At 67.8% G+C, this 16,986-nt stretch carries 20 protein-coding genes; 13 read left to right on the top strand and 7 right to left on the bottom strand.

Annotated features, from left to right (window positions below; translation table 11 throughout):
- Positions 1-17 precede the first annotated feature (17 nt).
- Positions 18-233, top strand: a complete 216-nt coding sequence (locus tag A9974_RS20710; protein ID WP_183006052.1) for a SlyX family protein — start codon at positions 18-20, stop codon at positions 231-233.
- Between the two features lie 61 nt (positions 234-294).
- Here A9974_RS20710 and A9974_RS20715 read toward each other — a convergent pair whose 3' ends face one another.
- Positions 295-1,113, bottom strand: coding sequence for a class I SAM-dependent methyltransferase (locus A9974_RS20715; RefSeq protein ID WP_183006053.1), 819 nt, complete (start codon positions 1,111-1,113; stop codon positions 295-297).
- Positions 1,114-1,328: 215 nt separating this feature from the next.
- Between A9974_RS20715 and A9974_RS20720 the strand changes: the two genes are divergently transcribed.
- The 3 genes from A9974_RS20720 to A9974_RS20730 all read left to right on the top strand — a co-directional run bounded on the left by A9974_RS20720 (position 1,329) and on the right by A9974_RS20730 (position 2,958).
- Positions 1,329-1,682: a DUF4148 domain-containing protein gene (locus A9974_RS20720; RefSeq protein WP_183006054.1), complete on the top strand. Its 354-nt coding sequence runs from the start codon at positions 1,329-1,331 to the stop codon at positions 1,680-1,682.
- A 294-nt stretch (positions 1,683-1,976) separates the two neighbouring features.
- Positions 1,977-2,336, top strand: coding sequence for a DUF4148 domain-containing protein (locus A9974_RS20725; RefSeq protein ID WP_183006055.1), 360 nt, complete (start codon positions 1,977-1,979; stop codon positions 2,334-2,336).
- A gap of 244 nt (positions 2,337-2,580) precedes the next feature.
- Entirely contained in the window at positions 2,581-2,958 is a 378-nt protein-coding gene (locus A9974_RS20730) for a hypothetical protein (protein WP_183006056.1), read from the top strand.
- A 136-nt stretch (positions 2,959-3,094) separates the two neighbouring features.
- Here A9974_RS20730 and A9974_RS20735 read toward each other — a convergent pair whose 3' ends face one another.
- Positions 3,095-5,389, bottom strand: a complete 2,295-nt coding sequence (locus A9974_RS20735; RefSeq protein ID WP_183006057.1) for an NADP-dependent malic enzyme — start codon at positions 5,387-5,389, stop codon at positions 3,095-3,097.
- 106 nt (positions 5,390-5,495) lie between these two features.
- Between A9974_RS20735 and A9974_RS20740 the strand changes: the two genes are divergently transcribed.
- The 6 genes from A9974_RS20740 to A9974_RS20765 all read left to right on the top strand — a co-directional run bounded on the left by A9974_RS20740 (position 5,496) and on the right by A9974_RS20765 (position 10,314).
- Complete coding sequence (locus A9974_RS20740; RefSeq protein WP_183006058.1) at positions 5,496-6,458, top strand: LysR substrate-binding domain-containing protein; 963 nt, start codon at positions 5,496-5,498, stop codon at positions 6,456-6,458.
- A gap of 131 nt (positions 6,459-6,589) precedes the next feature.
- Entirely contained in the window at positions 6,590-7,120 is a 531-nt protein-coding gene (locus tag A9974_RS20745; protein ID WP_370539665.1) for a hypothetical protein, read from the top strand.
- Entirely contained in the window at positions 7,117-7,614 is a 498-nt protein-coding gene (locus A9974_RS20750; RefSeq protein ID WP_183006059.1) for a hypothetical protein, read from the top strand. The genes A9974_RS20745 and A9974_RS20750 overlap by 4 nt, the downstream gene beginning before the upstream one ends.
- A gap of 126 nt (positions 7,615-7,740) precedes the next feature.
- A complete protein-coding gene (locus A9974_RS20755) occupies positions 7,741-8,535 on the top strand; it encodes an AraC family transcriptional regulator (RefSeq protein ID WP_183006060.1) in 795 nt (264 codons plus the stop codon).
- A 144-nt stretch (positions 8,536-8,679) separates the two neighbouring features.
- Complete coding sequence (locus A9974_RS20760) at positions 8,680-9,570, top strand: DMT family transporter (protein WP_183006061.1); 891 nt, start codon at positions 8,680-8,682, stop codon at positions 9,568-9,570.
- Positions 9,571-9,573: 3 nt separating this feature from the next.
- Positions 9,574-10,314 (top strand): B3/4 domain-containing protein, encoded by a 741-nt coding sequence (locus tag A9974_RS20765; RefSeq protein WP_183006062.1) that lies wholly within the window; start codon positions 9,574-9,576, stop codon positions 10,312-10,314.
- A gap of 7 nt (positions 10,315-10,321) precedes the next feature.
- On the opposite strand, the gene A9974_RS20770 is transcribed toward A9974_RS20765, so the two are convergent.
- Positions 10,322-10,798, bottom strand: a complete 477-nt coding sequence (locus A9974_RS20770; RefSeq protein WP_183006063.1) for a MarR family winged helix-turn-helix transcriptional regulator — start codon at positions 10,796-10,798, stop codon at positions 10,322-10,324.
- 233 nt (positions 10,799-11,031) lie between these two features.
- Here A9974_RS20770 and A9974_RS20775 point away from each other — a divergent pair, with 233 nt between their 5' ends.
- Positions 11,032-12,384, top strand: coding sequence for an MATE family efflux transporter (locus tag A9974_RS20775; protein WP_183006112.1), 1,353 nt, complete (start codon positions 11,032-11,034; stop codon positions 12,382-12,384).
- A 34-nt stretch (positions 12,385-12,418) separates the two neighbouring features.
- Here A9974_RS20775 and A9974_RS20780 read toward each other — a convergent pair whose 3' ends face one another.
- Positions 12,419-13,309, bottom strand: coding sequence for a LysR substrate-binding domain-containing protein (locus A9974_RS20780; RefSeq protein ID WP_183006064.1), 891 nt, complete (start codon positions 13,307-13,309; stop codon positions 12,419-12,421).
- 123 nt (positions 13,310-13,432) lie between these two features.
- On the opposite strand from A9974_RS20780, the gene A9974_RS20785 reads away from it, so the two are divergent.
- Together A9974_RS20785 and A9974_RS20790 are read left to right on the top strand one after the other, a co-directional pair.
- The gene (locus A9974_RS20785; protein WP_255468265.1) at positions 13,433-13,849 is read left to right on the top strand and encodes a sel1 repeat family protein; all 417 of its coding nucleotides are present in this window, start codon (positions 13,433-13,435) and stop codon (positions 13,847-13,849) included.
- Positions 13,846-14,616 carry a sulfite exporter TauE/SafE family protein gene (locus A9974_RS20790; RefSeq protein ID WP_183006065.1) on the top strand — a complete coding sequence of 257 codons (771 nt, stop codon included), beginning with the start codon at positions 13,846-13,848 and terminating at the stop codon, positions 14,614-14,616. The genes A9974_RS20785 and A9974_RS20790 overlap by 4 nt, the downstream gene beginning before the upstream one ends.
- A 19-nt stretch (positions 14,617-14,635) precedes the next feature.
- Here A9974_RS20790 and A9974_RS20795 read toward each other — a convergent pair whose 3' ends face one another.
- The 3 genes from A9974_RS20795 to A9974_RS20805 form a co-directional block, all read right to left on the bottom strand.
- A complete protein-coding gene (locus tag A9974_RS20795; protein ID WP_183006066.1) occupies positions 14,636-15,496 on the bottom strand; it encodes an SDR family oxidoreductase in 861 nt (286 codons plus the stop codon).
- A 215-nt stretch (positions 15,497-15,711) separates the two neighbouring features.
- Positions 15,712-15,867, bottom strand: a complete 156-nt coding sequence (locus tag A9974_RS20800) for a hypothetical protein (RefSeq protein ID WP_183006067.1) — start codon at positions 15,865-15,867, stop codon at positions 15,712-15,714.
- Between the two features lie 145 nt (positions 15,868-16,012).
- Positions 16,013-16,900 (bottom strand): LysR family transcriptional regulator, encoded by an 888-nt coding sequence (locus tag A9974_RS20805; protein ID WP_183006068.1) that lies wholly within the window; start codon positions 16,898-16,900, stop codon positions 16,013-16,015.
- Positions 16,901-16,986 lie beyond the last annotated feature (86 nt).

The raw sequence follows: 16,986 nt of genomic DNA on the forward strand, positions 1-16,986 counted from the left end.
TGGGTTCTAATACTCGCATGGAAAATTCGCAAGACATCGAACGCCGGCTGCTGGACCTGGAGGTCAAGGCCAGCTTCGCCGACGACCTGCTCGAACAGTTGAACCAGATCATCGTGCGCCAACAGCAGCAGATCGACCGGCTGCAGCGCGAGGTGGCCGACCTGCGCCAGCAGGCGCCCGAAGGCGCGGCGCCGTTGCGCAGCCTGCGCGACGAGCTGCCGCCGCATTACTGATGGCGGCGCTGCCTCAAAGCGGCGCAGATGACACACGCCGCCCGCAACAGGCGGCGCGCGCCTAATACCGGTAACGCAGCAGCCGCCCCGCGCGGCGCAATGGCGCAACCCGGCGCATCACCCCCATCATCACCCGCGAGGCGAGCGTGTACCGCGCCAACTGCGCCGGACTGCGGCCGTCTTGCACCATCTGCTCGCTGCGCAGCCTCAGTCCGGGCACCAGCGCCTCCAGATCCTGCGGATTGTTCAGGCTCCATTGCGTGACCGCGCCAGTCGCCCGGATCATGCGGTTGCGCGCCACCAGCGCCAGGCCCAGGCGGCTATAGGCATCGAAAATCACCTCGCCCGCCGGAAACTGCGTCGTCACGGTGCGCAGCAAGGGCAATAGCGCGGCCTCGGGCAGATACAGGAACAGGCCTTCGGCCACGACCAGCGTCGGCCGCCCGGCGGGCACCTGCGCGAGCCAGCCCAGCTCGGTCACGGACGTCCCGATCAAGTGGCAACCCGGCCGCTCCGGGTACAGCTTGCGGCGCAGGGCAATCACCTCGGGATAGTCCACCTCGAACCAGGCCACCTCCGGCGGCGGGTCCACCCGGAACACGCGCGTATCCAGCCCGCATCCCAGGTGCAGCACCGTGGCCACACGATGCGCGTCGAGGAATTCCCGGGTCCAGGCGTCCAGCGCATGGGCCCGCATGGCCAGGCCGATCATTTCGTCGTGCCGCAGGCCCAAGGCGGCAAAGTCGTGATCGATGCGCGATACCGCGTCGGCAGCGTAACGGTCGCGCAACAGGGAATCAGGCAGGCGGCTTTCCTGGGCTTTGGCGTACAGGGTAATCAGCAGCGTCGCCTTCGCCCCGGTGAGGTCCAGCTTTTCCATACGGCTCCCGATGAGAATAGGAGAATTTCGAATAATGGCGGATGGCAATTGGAACTATCTGATTTATTACCCTTGCCGGTGGGAAAATCTTTATAGAAACAAGGGTTTATCCCCATCTCGATCTGGCGCAGTATCCATCCCTCGGGAAGCGGCATTAGGCAATCGGCGGATAGGCCACCGGATTCGCTCCCTGGAATTTGAACCGGAGAGACACCATGAACAAAACTTTTGCCACCACATTGATACTGGCCTTGGCTGCCCTGAGCGCCAGCGCTTATGCGGCGCAGAACGTCGAACCTGACGATGTTCCGTTCCAGGGCGTGGCGGGCACCCCGGATAACGGCCCGACCCGCGCCCAAGTGGAGGCCGAGCTGGCCGCCGCCAAGGCCGCCGGCCAGGTATCCAATGTCGAGCCCGACGATACCCCGTTCCAGGCATCGGGCGGTTCCACAAAGGCCGAACCGACCCGCGCACAAGTCGAAAAGGACCTGGCGGCCGCCAAAGCCGCGGGCAAAGTTTCCGAGGCCGAACCGGACGACACGCCCTTCAAGGGAGCCGCCAAACGCTAGCAAAGCGCCCGCGCACAAGGGCCCCCGCCCCTACCCTTGAAAGACGTTGGCCGCCTGATCAGGCGGCTTTTTTTGCGCTCGCCGCAGGCCATCCCGGGGGGCTATTGCCAACTTTAATGGATACAAAATTCGTAAATGACCATAATTTTCCCATTTATGGAAAAATCATTTACCAATATAAGGGTTTATCCTTAGATTGATTCGGCGCACCATACAGTCATCGGGAAACAACAACGAAGCACGACGGATAGGCCGCCTGATTCGCTCCCCGGCTCTAGAAATCGGAGATTCACCATGAAAAAGACCTTTGCTACCGCCCTATTGATGTCCTTGGCCGCCCTGAGCGCCGGCGCCTACGCCTCGCAGAACATCGAACCGAACAACGTGCCGTTCCAAGGCGTTTACGGCACCCCGTACGAAGGGCCGACCCGCGCCCAGGTGCAAGCCGAACTGGCTGCCGCCAAGGCCGCCGGCCAGGTCTCGAACGTCGAACCCAACGACATGCCGTTCCAAGGCGTGTATGGCGCCCCTCAGTCTGGCGTGACCCGCGAGCAAGTACAAGCCGAACTGGCCGCCGCCCGCGCGGCAGGCCAAGTGTCGAACGTAGAGCCCAACGACCTGCCGTTCTCGGGCGCGTACCACCGCAGCAACTAAGCGGCGTCCACGTCGCGGCTGCCCGGAGGCGGCCGCCGTTGCCTCGCCGGGCTTGACCGCCCGCGTATCGATTTACCCCTCCCCTTGTTGTACCTTGGCCGCCTCTCCAGGCGGCTTTTTTTGGCCCGGCGTGCCTTGTGTCCGGCTGGCATGGATCAAGACAAGAGCCCGCGGCTTCGCGTACCATCGGAGCTGATCGGCTGCCCGCGCAGCCTACCTATCAATAACAACGAGGGAGTCCGCTTTGAAAACCACCCGCCTGATCGCTATCGGCCTGCTTGCCTGCGGCGCCTCCGGCGCTGCCCTGGCAGCCCCCGCCGTCATGTTGAACCATGCCCTGATCACCGAAATCCCCAAGGCCGACCAACCCGTGTTCCACAAGGCCGTGGCCGACACGCTGAACAACGCGCCCGACGGCCAGACCACCCAATGGTCCAGCACGCCCAAAGGCAAGCAGGCCCCCATCACCGCCAAGATCACGCCGCTGCAGACCAGCACGCTGTCCGGCGACCGCACCTGCCGCCTGCTGGAAGGCGATTTCGCGCGTGCCAAGACCACCGAGACCTGGAAGTTCTGGTTCTGCAAGCAGCCCGACGGCACCTGGAAGGCCAGCTCCAACTGATGCCCGGCGGCCCGAGCGGCCGCGCAAAGAAAACGCCCGCTTCATCCCAGGATGTAGCGGGCGTTTGCATTCAAGCGGGCGGACTTGCGTCCTTTGCTGCCAGCGCCCTGCCCCAAGGGACAAGGCGCACACTGAATCAGCCTTCGACGCGGTTGGCGTCCAGCACCGTCATGGCCGTCATGTTGATGATGCGGCGCACGGTCGAGCTGGAGGTCAAAATGTGCACCGGCGCGTTGGCGCCCAGCAGGATCGGACCCACCGCGACATTGCCGCCGGCGGCCGTCTTGAGCAGGTTGTAGGCGATGTTGCCGGCGTCCACGTTCGGGCACACCAGCAGATTGGCTTCGCCCTTGAGCGTGGACGAGGGCAGGATGCGCAGGCGCAGCGCCTCGTCCAGCGCGCAGTCGCCGTGCATTTCGCCGTCGATTTCCAGTTCCGGCGCGGCTTCGCGCACCAGCTCCAGCGCGCGGCGCATCTTGGCACCCGACGCCGAGCTGCCCGAACCGAAGTTCGACCGCGACAGCAGCGCCACCTTGGGGGCCAGGAACATGCGGCTCATTTCGCGGGCCGCGGCAATCGTGAACTCGGCGATCTGCTCGGCCGTCGGTTCATCATTCACATGCGTGTCCACCAGCACCACCGTGCGCTCGTTGAGCAGCAGGATGTTCATGGCGGCGTAGACGTTGGCGCCGGGCCGGCGGCCGATCACTTCGTCCACGAAACGCAGGTGGTCGTGGTACGCGCCGACCGTGCCGCAGACCATGCCGTCGGCGTCGCCCAGGTGCACCATCATCGCGCCGATCAGCGTCAGGCGGCGGCGCATTTCCACGCGCGCCATTTCCTTGGTGATGCCGCGGCGGCACATCAGTTCCCAGTAGGTCGTCCAGTACTGGTGGAAGCGTTCGTCGTATTCGGGGTTGGTGACTTCGACGTCTTCGCCCAGGCGCAGGCGCAGGCCGAACTTCTCGATGCGCGAGAGCAATACGGCGGGGCGGCCGACCAGGATCGGACGGGCCAGGCCTTCGTCGACGATCACCTGCACGGCGCGCAGCACGCGCTCGTCTTCGCCTTCGGTAAAGACGATGCGCGACTTGCCGCCGCCGCGCACGATGCGCTTGGCCGCCGAGAACAGCGGCTTCATGAAGGCGCCCGAGTGGTACACGAACTGCTGCAGCTGTTCTTCGTAGGCTTCCAGGTCGGCCAGCGGACGCGTGGCCACGCCGCCGTCCATGGCGGCCTTGGCCACCGCCGGCGCGATGCGCACGATCAGGCGCGGATCGAACGGCTTGGGAATCAGGTATTCAGGGCCGAACGAGATGTCATAGGTGCCATAGGCGGCCGCCACGACTTCGTTCTGCTCTTCTTCGGCGAGTTGGGCAATGGCGTGAACGGCGGCCATTTCCATTTCGCGCGTGATGGTGGTGGCGCCCACATCCAGCGCGCCGCGGAAGATGTACGGGAAGCACAGGACGTTGTTGACCTGGTTCGGATAGTCCGAACGGCCGGTGGCCATCACCACGTCGTCGCGCACGCCGTGCGCCACTTCCGGCAGGATTTCCGGGGTGGGGTTGGCCAGCGCCAGGATCAGCGGACGCGGGCCCATGGTGGCGACCATTTCCGGCTTGAGCACGCCGCCGGCCGACAGGCCCAGGAACACGTCGGCGCCCTCGATCACTTCGGCCAGCTTGCGGGCATCGGTCTTTTGCGCGAAGCGCGCCTTGTCCGGGTCCATCAACGTGGTGCGGCCCTCAAAGACCACGCCCTCGATGTCGGTCACCCAGATGTTTTCCAGCGGCAAGCCCAGGTCCACCATCAGGTCCAGGCAGGCCAGGGCCGCCGCACCGGCGCCAGAGGTCACGACCTTGACCTTGTCGATCTGCTTGCCCACGACCTTCAGGCCGTTGATGAACGCGGCCGACACGGTAATGGCGGTGCCGTGCTGATCGTCATGGAAGACGGGAATCTTCATGCGTTCGCGCAGCTTGCGCTCGACCGTGAAGCATTCCGGCGCCTTGATGTCTTCGAGGTTGATGCCGCCGAAGGTGGCTTCCAGGCCGGCGATGATCTCGACCAGCTTGTCCGGGTCGGTTTCGTTGATCTCGATGTCGAACACGTCCAGGCCGGCGAATTTTTTGAACAGGACGGCCTTGCCTTCCATCACCGGCTTGGAGGCCAGCGCGCCGATATTGCCCAGGCCCAGCACCGCGGTGCCGTTGGTGATCACGCCCACCAGATTGCCACGGCCGGTGTAGCGGAACACATTGGCCGGATCCGCCACGATTTCCTCGCAGGCCGCCGCCACCCCGGGCGAGTACGCCAGGGCCAGGTCACGCTGGTTGGTCAGCGGCTTGGACGCCACGACAGAGATTTTCCCCGGGGTGGGAAACTCGTGATAGTCCAGAGCGGCCTGGCGGTCGGATTGCGAATTCATGGGGCGGCGCCTCCTAGTCTTGAATAGGGAAAATTCTAGGGCCGAAGGCATAAGGTGATCATTCAGATTTAATATTGTCACATCACCTTTTAATTATGGCTTGTCTATGACGCCGTTTTCCCCGGACGAGGTTATCCGGAAATTGACCTCGCGGCTGAAGATGCGCCACCTGATGCTGCTGCTGCAGATCGAGCAGCATGGGTCCCTGACCCGGGTGGCCGAACACATGGCGACCAGCCAGCCCGCCGTGACCAATGCGCTGGCCGAACTGGAAAGCATGTTCGACGTGCCGCTGTTCGAGCGCTCGGTGCGCGGCATGACGCCCACGCCGCTGGGCGCGGTGGTGCTGGCCCGGGCCCGCGCCCTGGTCCACGACCTGGGCCACCTGGTGCAGGAAATGGAAGCCGTGGCTGCCGGCCACGCGGCCCACCTGCACATCGGCGTGATTCCGTTCGTGTCGGGGCAGATGCTGTCGGCCGCCATCGCCCGCACCGTGCCGCAGGGGCGCGGCATCACCGCGACCATCCACGAAGGCCAGGGCCCGGCGCTGCTGCGCCAGTTGCGCGACCACACGCTGGACGTGGTGGTGGGCTGGGCCACGCCGTCGGTGGACCTGGGCCAGATCGATTTCGAGGTGCTGTACCACCAGCCGCCGCGCCTGATCGCCAGCCGCCGCCTGGCCGCCCGGCTGGGCCGCACCCGGCTGGAATGGAACATGCTGGCCGACCTGGACTGGATCCTGGGCACACCCGACAGCCCGATCCGCGAACAGGTCGCCGATATTTTCCTGCGCGCCGGGCTGACGCCCCCGACCCCGTCGGTGCAAAGCGATTCGTCCAAGCTGATCGGCGAAATGATCGTGGCCAGCGACCGGGCCGTGTCCATCCTGCCGGCCGACATCGCCGACGAGCTGGTGCGTATCGCCGGCGCGGCCATCGTGCCGTATTCTTTCGACTGGACCTTGCCGCCAATTTCCCTGTTCACCCGCGCCGACGGGCTGCGCCGCAACGTGGATGCGTTGTTCGCCGCCGCGCTGCGCGAGGTCTTCAGCCGCGGCGGACGCCAATAGAAACATCCAAACACGCGTCGCAACCTATTTGGTATCCGTTGCCAGCCATTCATCAAGAACTGTAAAGACCTGCCAACACCCCGCTGCCGCACTCCTATACTGCCCGCGCATAGCGTTCCAGGAGTCATGCAGTGTCGTTTACCCGTCAACGTTTGATCGTGCAGCGCGTGGCGCTATCCGTCGTGTGCGCCAGCGCGCTATCAGGCTGCAACTCGCTCCTCTCCGAAGGCACCAGCGCGGGAGCGGGCATCGCGGGCGCCGCCATCGCCAACAAGCTCACCGACAACGCCACCGTCGCCACCGGTATCGGCTTGGGCGTACAGGCAGGCGCGAAGGCCGCCCTGGCCTATGCCCAGCGCAAGACCCGCGGCGAAGAGCAAGACGCCATCGCGCGGGCGGCGGCGCCGCTGGCGGTCGGCGAGGTAGCGGATTGGCGGGTCAAACACCAATTGCCGATCGAAGGCGACGCCCAAGGCCAGGTCACGATCAGCCGTTTGATCGGCGACCAGGACCTGCGCTGCAAAGAGGTCGTGTTTTCAATCGACAGGCCCGCCGACACGCCGCAACGCGAGTTCTACATCACCACCGTCTGCCAAGACGGCGAACAATGGCGTTGGGCCAACGCCGAACCGGCCACGGCCCGCTGGGGATCGTTGCAGTGAGGTCCGCCGCAATCGGGTTACTGGCGCTGGGCGCCGCGCTGGGCTTGGCGGGCTGCCAGAGTTCATCCATCGGCAGCGCCACCGGCGCCATCGTCGGCACGGCCAGCGGAGCGGCCACCGCCAATCCCGTGGCAGGCTATGCCATCGGCATCAGCGTGCAGGCGGCGGTGGACGCCACCGTCAAATACGTGCTGCGCGAATGGAAGAATGACCAGCAAAACGTCATGGCCAATGCGGCCGGACAGTTGACGCCAGGCCAGGTGCGCCAATGGCAGATCCGCCGTTGGCTACCGGTCGGCAATGAACAAGGCAGCATCCAGGTCGTGCGCGAAATTGACACGCCGTTGGCGCGCTGCCGCGAAGTACTGTTCACCGTGACCGTCGACAAGGCGCCCACCGAGGCCTACATCAGCCAGATCTGCCTGCAGCAAGACGGGCAATGGAAATGGGCGGCGGCCGAGCCGGCAGTGACGCGCTGGAACGGATTGCAATAGGCGCAGCGAAGCCGGACGGGATCTTGTCCACGGCCGCGGCCCCCTTCGCCGCCCCGCCTTGCCTGACCCGCTTGATTCGCGCTGCCTGCCGCGGCGATACTGCCTGTTTTGCCTTGCGGATATCTCATGGCCCTTGCCCAATTCGTCATGCCCCGCAGCGCCCTGGCCGGCGTACACGCCGTGGCCGCGCGCAGCGGCCGCGCCTTCGCGCGGCACACGCATGACCAGTTCGGCATCGGTGTCATGCGCCAGGGCGCGCAGGTCTCGCACAGCGGCCGCGGCCAGGTGCAGGCGGGCCCCGGCCAGATCATCACCGTCAATCCCGGCGAAATCCACGACGGCGCCCCGATAGGCGGCGAACGCGCCTGGCAGATGCTGTACCTGGACCCCGCGGTGGTGGCGGACGCAGCGGACAGCCTGCCGCTGCACGGCGGGTTTGAATTCGAACATCCTGTGATGGATGCGCCGGCGCTGGCCGCGGACGTGCTGGCGCTTTATGCGCTGGCCACCTCGCAGGCCGCGCCGCTGGCGTGCGACGCCCTGCTGCTGGGCATCCTGGCGCGCGCCGGCGTGGCCGCCGCCCTTGCACCCGAGGCCGGCGCGCCAGCCGCCATCCGCTCGGCGGTCGAGCTGATTGACGACGCCCCCGCCGCGCCCCTGTCGCTGGCCGACCTGGCCCGCGCCTGCGGCCTGAGCCGGTTCCAGGTGCTGCGCGCCTTCAGCCGCGCCACCGGCATGACGCCGCACGCCTACCAGTTGCAGCGCCGCCTGCTGCTGGCACGCGGCCTGCTGCGCCAGGGCACGGCGCTGGCCGACGCGGCCGCCGCCGCGGGTTTTGCCGACCAGAGCCACATGACCCGGCTGTTCTCCCGGGCCTACGGCATCTCGCCGGGACGCTACGCGCAGGCGCTCGCCGGTTAAAGCGCAAAACGCGGTCCCTGGCCGGCGCGCATGCCGCATCGGATTGCGCCCGCCCAGCATCCGGCTCCACGCTGCAATTTCGTTCAAGACCGCCCGCGCCGCGCGGCCTAAGCTGCGTCCTTTCCCGGCTCTTGAGCGTGTTGCATGAACAGAACCCTGCAAGGCTACTGCTACCTGGCCTGCGCCATGGCGCTGGTAGGCAGCACGGTGGTGGCCAGCAAGGTCATCGCCACGGGCCTGCCGCCCTTTACCGCCACGGCATTGCGCTTCGCCCTGGCGCTGCCCTGCTTTGCGCTGCTGTGGCGCCTGACGGGCGCGCGCCTGCCGCGCCTGGGCAGGCACGATTGGCTGCTGCTGACGGCACAGGCCATTGCCGGCAGCGTGGGCTACACCACCCTGCTCATCGCCGGCCTGCAGCGCACCTCCGCCGTGGATGGCGGCGTGATCCTGGGCACGCTGCCGCTGGTCTCGGCCGGCATCGCCATCGCCGTGCTGGGCGAACGGCCGAGCCGGGCCACGCTGCTGGCCATCGGCGCCGCCGCGGCTGGCGTCTGGCTGATGACGCGCAGCGGCGCGGCGGATGGCGGCGGGTCGCTAGCCGGCAACCTGCTGGTGCTGGGCGCCGTGCTGTGCGAGGGCCTGTTCATCCTGTTGCACAAGCGCCTGCGCACGCCGGTACCGCCGCTGGCGCTATCGGCGATCATGTCCGCGATCGGCCTGGCGGTCTGCGCGCCGGCCAGCCTGGCCGAAGCGCCCTGGACGCTGGCGGTTTCCGCCCATGCGCTGATCGCGGTAGCCTATTACGCGCTGGTGCCGACCGTGGGCGGCTTCCTGCTGTGGTACGCAGGGGCCGCGCGTGTCGCCGGGTCGGACGCCGCATTGTTCACCGCTGTCGCGCCGGTGTCGGCCGTGCTGCTGGCGGCCGCGCTGCTGGGCGAACGCCTGTCGGCCGGCCAGCTATCGGGCATGGCCTGCGTGCTGGGCGCTGTCTTCATCCTGGGTTGGGCGCGCAAGCCCGCCGCCGTCACGAGGTAAGCCATGCTGTTCCGTCATGCGAGCGCCATCTGGCGCGATTACCCGCAACTGTCCGCCGGCGCGTTGCACCTGCGCGGCGTGCATGCGCAAGCCGCGGTCGCCGCCCATGCGGAGCCGTTCATCGAACGCGGCCGCGCGCGGCTGGCACAAGGCAGCGAATCGGAGCTGCCCGAGATCCAGGCCTGGCGGCGCGCCTTTGCCGGCATGGGCGTCAAGCCCACGCAATACCGCTGCGCCTCGGAAGCGCTGCTGCGCCGCCTGCGCAAGGACGGCGCGCCGCCGCCGCTGCATCCGCTGATCGACCTGTGCAATGCCGTGTCGATGGCCTACGCCATTCCCATCGCGGTGCTGGACCTGCGGCATGTCGGATCGGCGCTGGAAGTGCGCCCCGCCGACGGCACCGAAACCTACCTGACGTTCAGCGGCGACACGGAATATCCCGAACCCGGCGAGGTGACTTACGCCGACCCCGAAGGCCGCGCCCACGCGCGGCGCTGGACCAACCGGCAAAGCGGCTTGTCCGCGGTGCGGGACGACACGCGGGAAGTGCTGATCGTGGCCGAGGCGCTGCATGCGGGCGCGGCCGGTGATGTCGCGCGTCTGGTCGACGAGCTGCGCGAGGTCCTGGCCAGGGTCTGGCAACCGCCGCAGCGGCATGCGCTGTTGACGGCACAGGCACCGGCTTTCGAGGTGCAGCGGGAAGGGACTGCGGGCGCGGCGATGGCCGTGCCCGTGCAAGCGTGACGCGGCGCTAGCCGCGGCTGAACGCCAGCGCGAATTCGTCGGAGAAGATATCGGCCAGCGAATGGCGCAGCGCCGCGGCGCGCTCGGCGCCGTAGGCGGCTTCGAAGCGCTGCTGCGCGTCTTTCCACAGGCGCTTGGACTCGGCCAGCTTGGCGCGTCCGGCATCGGTAAGCGCCACGCGGCGGCTGCGGCCGTCGCGCTCGTCGCGCGCCATGCTGACGTAGCCGTCGCGCTCGAGCGGCTTGAGGTTGTGCGCCAGCGCCGAGCGGTCCAGCACCATGGCGCGCGCCAGGTCGGTCATGGATGGCGTGCCGGCGCGCGCAATGTGCACCAGGATCGAATGTTGCGAGACCTTCAGGCCGCACGGCGCCAGCACGGTGTCGTACAACTGCGAGACGCGGCGGGTAGCCTTGCGCAGGGCGGCGCCATTGCAGATCAGCGGGTCCTGGGGGATGGCGGAAACGGTGGGATCGACGTCAGACATGGTGGATTCGGACGGCTGGATGTGGGGGAAAGGATCGCCTGCGGTCACGGCGGCGGCCGAGGCGGCCAAGCCCATTACGCTACTGCGGCGCGAGATTGGAGTCTAGCCGATTCTTGACAGATATTGGCATATGCACGTAAATTTTCCGCACGCTCCTCTACCGCCCTCCCGTCACCATGACCGCCACCGCAGCCGCGCCGTCCCCCCGCCCCGTCAACGCGCGCCTGCAGGCAATGCTGCACGCGCCGATCGCCCCCACGCTGGCCCGGCTGGCGTGGCCCAACATCCTGATGATGCTGGCGCAGTCGGCCACCGGGCTGATCGAAACCTGGTTCCTCGCCCGGCTGGGCACGCCGGTGCTGGCCGGCGTGGCGCTGGTGGTGCCGGTGCTGATGTTGATGCAGAACATGTCGCAGGGTGCGATGGGCGGCGGCATCTCGGCCGCGGTGGCGCGCACGCTGGGCGCCGGCCGGCAGCAGGAAGCCGACCAGCTGGTATTGCACGCGGTGGTGCTGAACGCCGCGCTGGGCGCGGTGTTCTGCGTGCTGCTGCTGGCGTTCGGCCCGCAACTGTACCGGGCGCTGGGCGCCGAGGGCGCGGCGCTGGACGCGGCGCTGGCCTATTCCAACGTCATCTTCGGCGGCATCGTACTGATGTGGCTGATGAACGCCTTCGCCAGCGTCATTCGCGGCACCGGCAACATGCTGGTGCCGGGCGCGGTCATCTGCGGCGGCGCGCTGCTGCTGGTGCCGCTGTCGCCGTGCCTGATCTTCGGCTGGGGCCCCTTCCCCGCGCTGGGCGTGGCGGGCGGCGGCTGGGCGCTGGTCACCTACTACGCGGTGGGCACGCTGCTGCTGGGCGGCTACTGCCTGAGCGGCCGCAACGCGGCGCGGCTGACGCGCAGCCGCCTGCACCTGAGCCTGATGCGCAGCATTCTCAGCGTCGGCGCGCTGGCCACGCTCAATCCGCTGTTGACCAACGGACTGGTGGCGCTGACGGCCGCACTGGTCGGCGCCTACGCCGGCACGGCGGCGGTGGCCGGCTATGGCATCGCGGTGCGGCTGGAATACCTGATGATTCCGCTGGCGTTCGGCCTGGGCGCGCCGATGGTCGCGATGGTGGGGTCCAACATCGGCGCCGGCCAGCCCGAACGGGCGCTGCGCATCGCGCTGACTGGCGGCGCGATGGCTTTCGTGCTGGCCGAGATCATCGGCCTGGCGGCGGCGTTCTTTCCCGACGCCTGGCTGCGGCTGTTCGGCGCGCAGGACCACATGCTGGAAGCCGGCGCGGCCTACCTGCGCATCGTCGGTCCGCTGTACGGCTTCTTTGCGCTGGGCTTTTCCATGTACTTTGCGTCGCAAGGCGCCGGGCGCCTGAAATGGCCGCTGTGGGCAGGCTTCCTGCGCCTGCTGATCGGCGCGGGCCTGGGCGGCGCGGCCCTGCATTTCACGGGATCGCTGACCGTGTTCTTCGCGATCGCCGCGCTGGCCATGTGCGTGTACGGGCTGATCATCCTGGTAGCGGTGGCATCGGGCTCGTGGTTCGAACCCGGGCACCTGCGCAAGCCGGGGCTGGCGCGACGCTGACGCGCGGACTCGCGCATCGTCACCCCCCGGCGCGTCAGGCCTTGGGCGCGTCGCGCAGCGCGTACGCCACCAACTGCTGCGCATAGGCCGGCAGCACACCGCGCACGCACAGCACCAGGTCGCGCACGGCCCACTCGTCCACCAGTGCCACGCGCCGTACGCCGGCCGCGCGGCCATAACGCACGGCCGCCACCCGCGGCATGATCGCGATGCCCACGCCCTGCCCCACCATCCGGCAGACCGCGTCGAAGCTGCGCAGGCGCACGCGGTAGGCCAGCACCTTGCCGCTACGGCGCGCCTGGTGCGTGATGTGTTCCTGCAGCGCACTGCCCTCGACCAGGCCGACGAATTCCTCGTCCGCCGCATCGGCCAGCGTGACCGTGTCGCGCCCGGCCAGCGGATGATCGGCCGGCACCACCAGCGCCAGCGGATCATGGCGAAAGCGCAGCACCTGCAAGCCGTGCAGATCGGTGGAATCGGCCAGCACGCCGATGTCGCAGGTGCCGGCGCGCAGGGCATCGGCGATTTCAAAGCTGGTGCGCTCTTCCAGGTCGACCGACACGCGCGGGTGGTCTTTCAGGAATTCGCCCAGCACCTGCGGCAGGTATTCGCTGAGCGCGGTGGTGTTGCACAGCACCCGCACATGTCCCTTGAGGCCCTGCCCGTAGTGGTCCAATTCGCCGCGCATGCGGTCCATCTGCGCCAGCACCAGCCGCGCGTGGTGAACCAGCGTGTGGCCGGCGGGCGTGGCCTGCACGCCGCGATGTTCGCGCAGCAGCAGCGGCACGCCCAGCGTGTCTTCCATGCCGCGGATGCGTTCGCTGGCGGACGCCAGTGTCATGTGCGATCGCGCGGCGCCCGCGGTGATGGAGCCGGTTTCCTGCACGTTCAGGAACAGGCGAAGGTCGGTCAGGTCGAAGCGCATGAAAAAAGCGTAGCACGGCAGGCTCAGGTTGTGCCATAGGCCAGCTACGCAAGATCCCAATGCGGATTTCCCGCAGGCCAGGCGCAGAATTCCTCCATTCATCACCGATGAAGGGGATTTCCCATGAAAAACTCAATCGCGCAACAACGGCTGGCGCTCTGGCCGATGGTACTGCTGGTGGCCCTGGCACTGCATTCCTCAGGCCGGGCCGAAGGCCCCGCCAGCCTGCCGGCCTACACCTCCGCGGTACAGAAATACGCGCTGGCGCTGGAAGCCCAGACCCAGGGCGACTACCCCGCCATGCTGACCTGGCTGCGCGCCGCGGCGCGCGACGGCCACGCGCCCGCCCAGCGCATGCTGGGCATCGCGTTGCTTGGCGGTCCGGCGCTGTACGGCGCGGCGCAACCGGCCGATCTGTGCGAAGGACGCCAGTGGCTGCTGCGCGCCGCGCGACAAGACCCCGGCAGCGCCAATGATGTCGCCTACGCCCTGTTTGGCCGTCCGCGCGACGCCATGACCGCGCATTGCGAGGCCGCATGAGTCCTACCGATTGGCTGGCCGGCGGCACGCCGGCGCTGCTGGCCGCGACCGTGGCCGTGTTTGTCCTTGCCGGCGTGGTGAAAGGCGTGGTGGGGCTGGGCCTGCCCACCATTTCCATGGCCATGCTGGCGCTGGTGATGGCGCCGGCGCAGGCCGCGGCGCTGTTGATTGTGCCGTCCCTGATCACCAACCTGTGGCAGGCGCGGCCATGGCCGACCTTCATGCGGGTGCTGCGCCGCATCGGCGCCATGCAGGTCGGCGTCTGCGTCGGCACGATTGCCGGCTCGCTGTGGCTGGGCGCGCCTGCGGGCCATTGGGCCAGCGTATGCCTGGGGTTTGCGCTGGTGGCGTATGCGGCCTGGGGCCTGTTCGGCGCGCCGCCCGTGGTGCCGGCGCGGCACGAAGGCGTGCTGGGCGCGGCGGTGGGCGCAATCACCGGCGTCATCACCGCGGCGACCGGCGTGTTCGTGATTCCCGCCGTGCCCTACCTGCAGGCGCTGAACCTGGGCAAGGACGGCTTGATCCAGGCGATGGGCATTTCGTTTTCAGTGTCCACCGTGGCCCTGGCGGCGGGACTGTGGCTGACCGGCAGCTACACGCCGGGCGCGGCCGGCGCATCGGCGCTGATGCTGCTGCCCGCGCTGGCCGGCATGGCGTTGGGCCAATGGCTGCGCGACCGGCTGTCGGCGCGCACCTTCAAACTGTGCTTCATGATCAGCCTGGCGCTGCTGGGCGCCTACCAGGTGGTGGAAGGCCTGGCCGGATAGGCGCCCGCAGCGTCAGGCCTCAGGCGGCCAGGCGCCGCTCGTCGGCAAGGCGTCCATCGACCAGGCGCCGTTCATCGGCAATACCGATGGACACCGACATCTCGCGCCACCGCGCCAACTCCTGCTGCACCGACTGGATCTTGCCGCGCGCCTGGTCGAAGGCATCGCGGCCCAGGAACAGATGCAAAGGCGCGTACTGCGCCTCGGCGGCCTGGATCAAGGCACGCGCTGCCTTGGCCGGATCGCCCAGCGCGGATGGCGCCGCGCCCGCCCCGGGATGGCCCGCCCCGGGATGGCCCGCCTGCGCCTGGCCTGCGTCTGCCCGCAGCGCGCCGGGATAGACCAGCGACACGCGCACGCCGTGCGGTGCCATCTCGGCCGCCAGCGCCTCGCTCAGGCCGCTGACCGCGAATTTGGTGGCGCTGTAGGCGCCCCAGCCGGCGCAGCCGCCGTCAAAGCCCAGGATCGAAGAAATGTTGAACACGTGGCCCGCGCGTTGCGCCCGCAGGCGCGGCATCACCGCGCGCACCACGTTCAGCACGCTAAAGACGTTGATATCGAAATTGCCGCGCAGTTCCGCATCGGACAAAGTTTCCAGTGCCCCTGCCAGGCCATAGCCGGCATGGTTGACCACCACGTCGATGCGGCCGAAACCGGCGATGACCGAATCGACCGCGCGGCGCACGCTGCGTTCATCGGCCAGGTCCACCGCCAGCGGCAGGAAGCGGCCGTCGAGCTTGGCCCCCACCGCGTCCAGCAAGGCGTCGACGTCGTGGGAAGTGGCCGCCACCTTGTGCCCCTGATCGAGCAGCATCCCGACCAGCGCCAGGCCCAGGCCGCTGGATGCGCCCGTCACAAACCAGATTTTTTCGGTGTTCATGCGATCTCCCTCTACTTGCGGCTGCCGGCAACACGCCGGCAGCCCGCCTGGGTCTACGGACTCACGCGGAATCCATCGACCCTGAGCGTGAAAGGGATATTAAGAATCGCGCGGTGAAGCGTACAGGCTCGTTCTTGCGTGAAACCTGCCTATTTCTACAGGCTTGCCAGAATCGCCCCGCGACGGCCTGACGCGGCGGCGCGCCGGCGCAAGGTTCAGCCCAGCGCGCTGCGATAGTGCTCGCTGTCGAAACGCGGCGCGGTATCGGCGGGCGGGGCCTCGGCCACGGCGGCGGGCGCGGACGCGGCGGCGGCGTCTACGCCAAAAAGGGAGAGTTCAGCGGTGACCAATGCAAGCAGGAAATTCGCCATGTTGATTCCTTTGATTCATATGCCAGAACCGGCGGCGGCTGCGCCGGTCTTATAGAAGACATAGGCCTCATCTTGCTGACGGCAACGCGGCGCGTCCATTTGCTTGTCTCAATCGCGGCGATTGAAACAACGCAAGCCCGCGGCATCAGCGCGCAAACCGGCGGCGCTGCCCCGTCTGGCGCACCGCCGCGACCAGCGCCTGCACCGCCGGTTCAGCGGATCGCAAGAATGCGAAGAAGCGGGCATTGGGCAGCGCCGGCATGCCGTCCTCGCGCGTCAGCGCGCGCAGGCCCGGCCGAAGCTGGCTGCGCGCCACCGGCGCCACCGCGAACCCTGCTTGCGCTGCCGCCAGGCAGCCCGCCATGCTGGCGCTTTCAAAGGCGGGCAGCCACGCACGCCGCGCGCGGCCCAGCGCGCCGATGGCTGCCTCGCGATATACGCAGGGTTCCGGAAACACCGCCAGCGGCACCTGCGGACCAGGCTTCCAGGGCTTGTCTTCGCCCCAGGCCCAAACCAGTTCTTCTTCCCACAGCAGTTCGCCGTCGTCCTGCATCCGCGCGCATTGCTTGCCGAATACCACGTCCAGCTTGCCGCGCGTTTGCTGGCGCAACAGGTCCGCCGTGACGCCCACCTTCAGTTCGATCGACGCTTCGGGATGGCCGCGGTGAAAGGCCTGCAGCACCTCGGCCAGCCAGGCGCCGGCGAAGTCTTCCGACGACCCGATGCGCAGCCGTCCCTTCAGGCGCGCGCCGCTCAGCCGGGCACGCGCCTCGCGCTCCAGGTCGACGATATTGCGGGCATAGGCATAGAGCGTTTCACCCGCGGCGGTAAGTTCGAAGCTGCGCGTGGTGCGTTCCAGCAGGACGGAACCGGCCACCATTTCCAGGCGCTTGATGTGGCCGCTGACCGCCGACGGCGTCAACGCCAGGGCGTCGGCCGCCAAGGCGAAGCCGCCGTTGTCCACGACTTCCAGGAAGGTGCGCAGCAGCGTCAGGTCCAGCACGGCGCCGGTGGGTTCGGCAAGGGTGTCCATGGGTGAATTTCCGCAATACATGATTTGTTGATAATAGTCGCCGATTATTCACCAATCATGACCATGCGCGCCGCTATCGTGACAGT

It is taken from the genome of Achromobacter sp. UMC71, from assembly GCF_014170305.1.
Classification (GTDB): Bacteria; Pseudomonadota; Gammaproteobacteria; order Burkholderiales; family Burkholderiaceae_B; genus Achromobacter.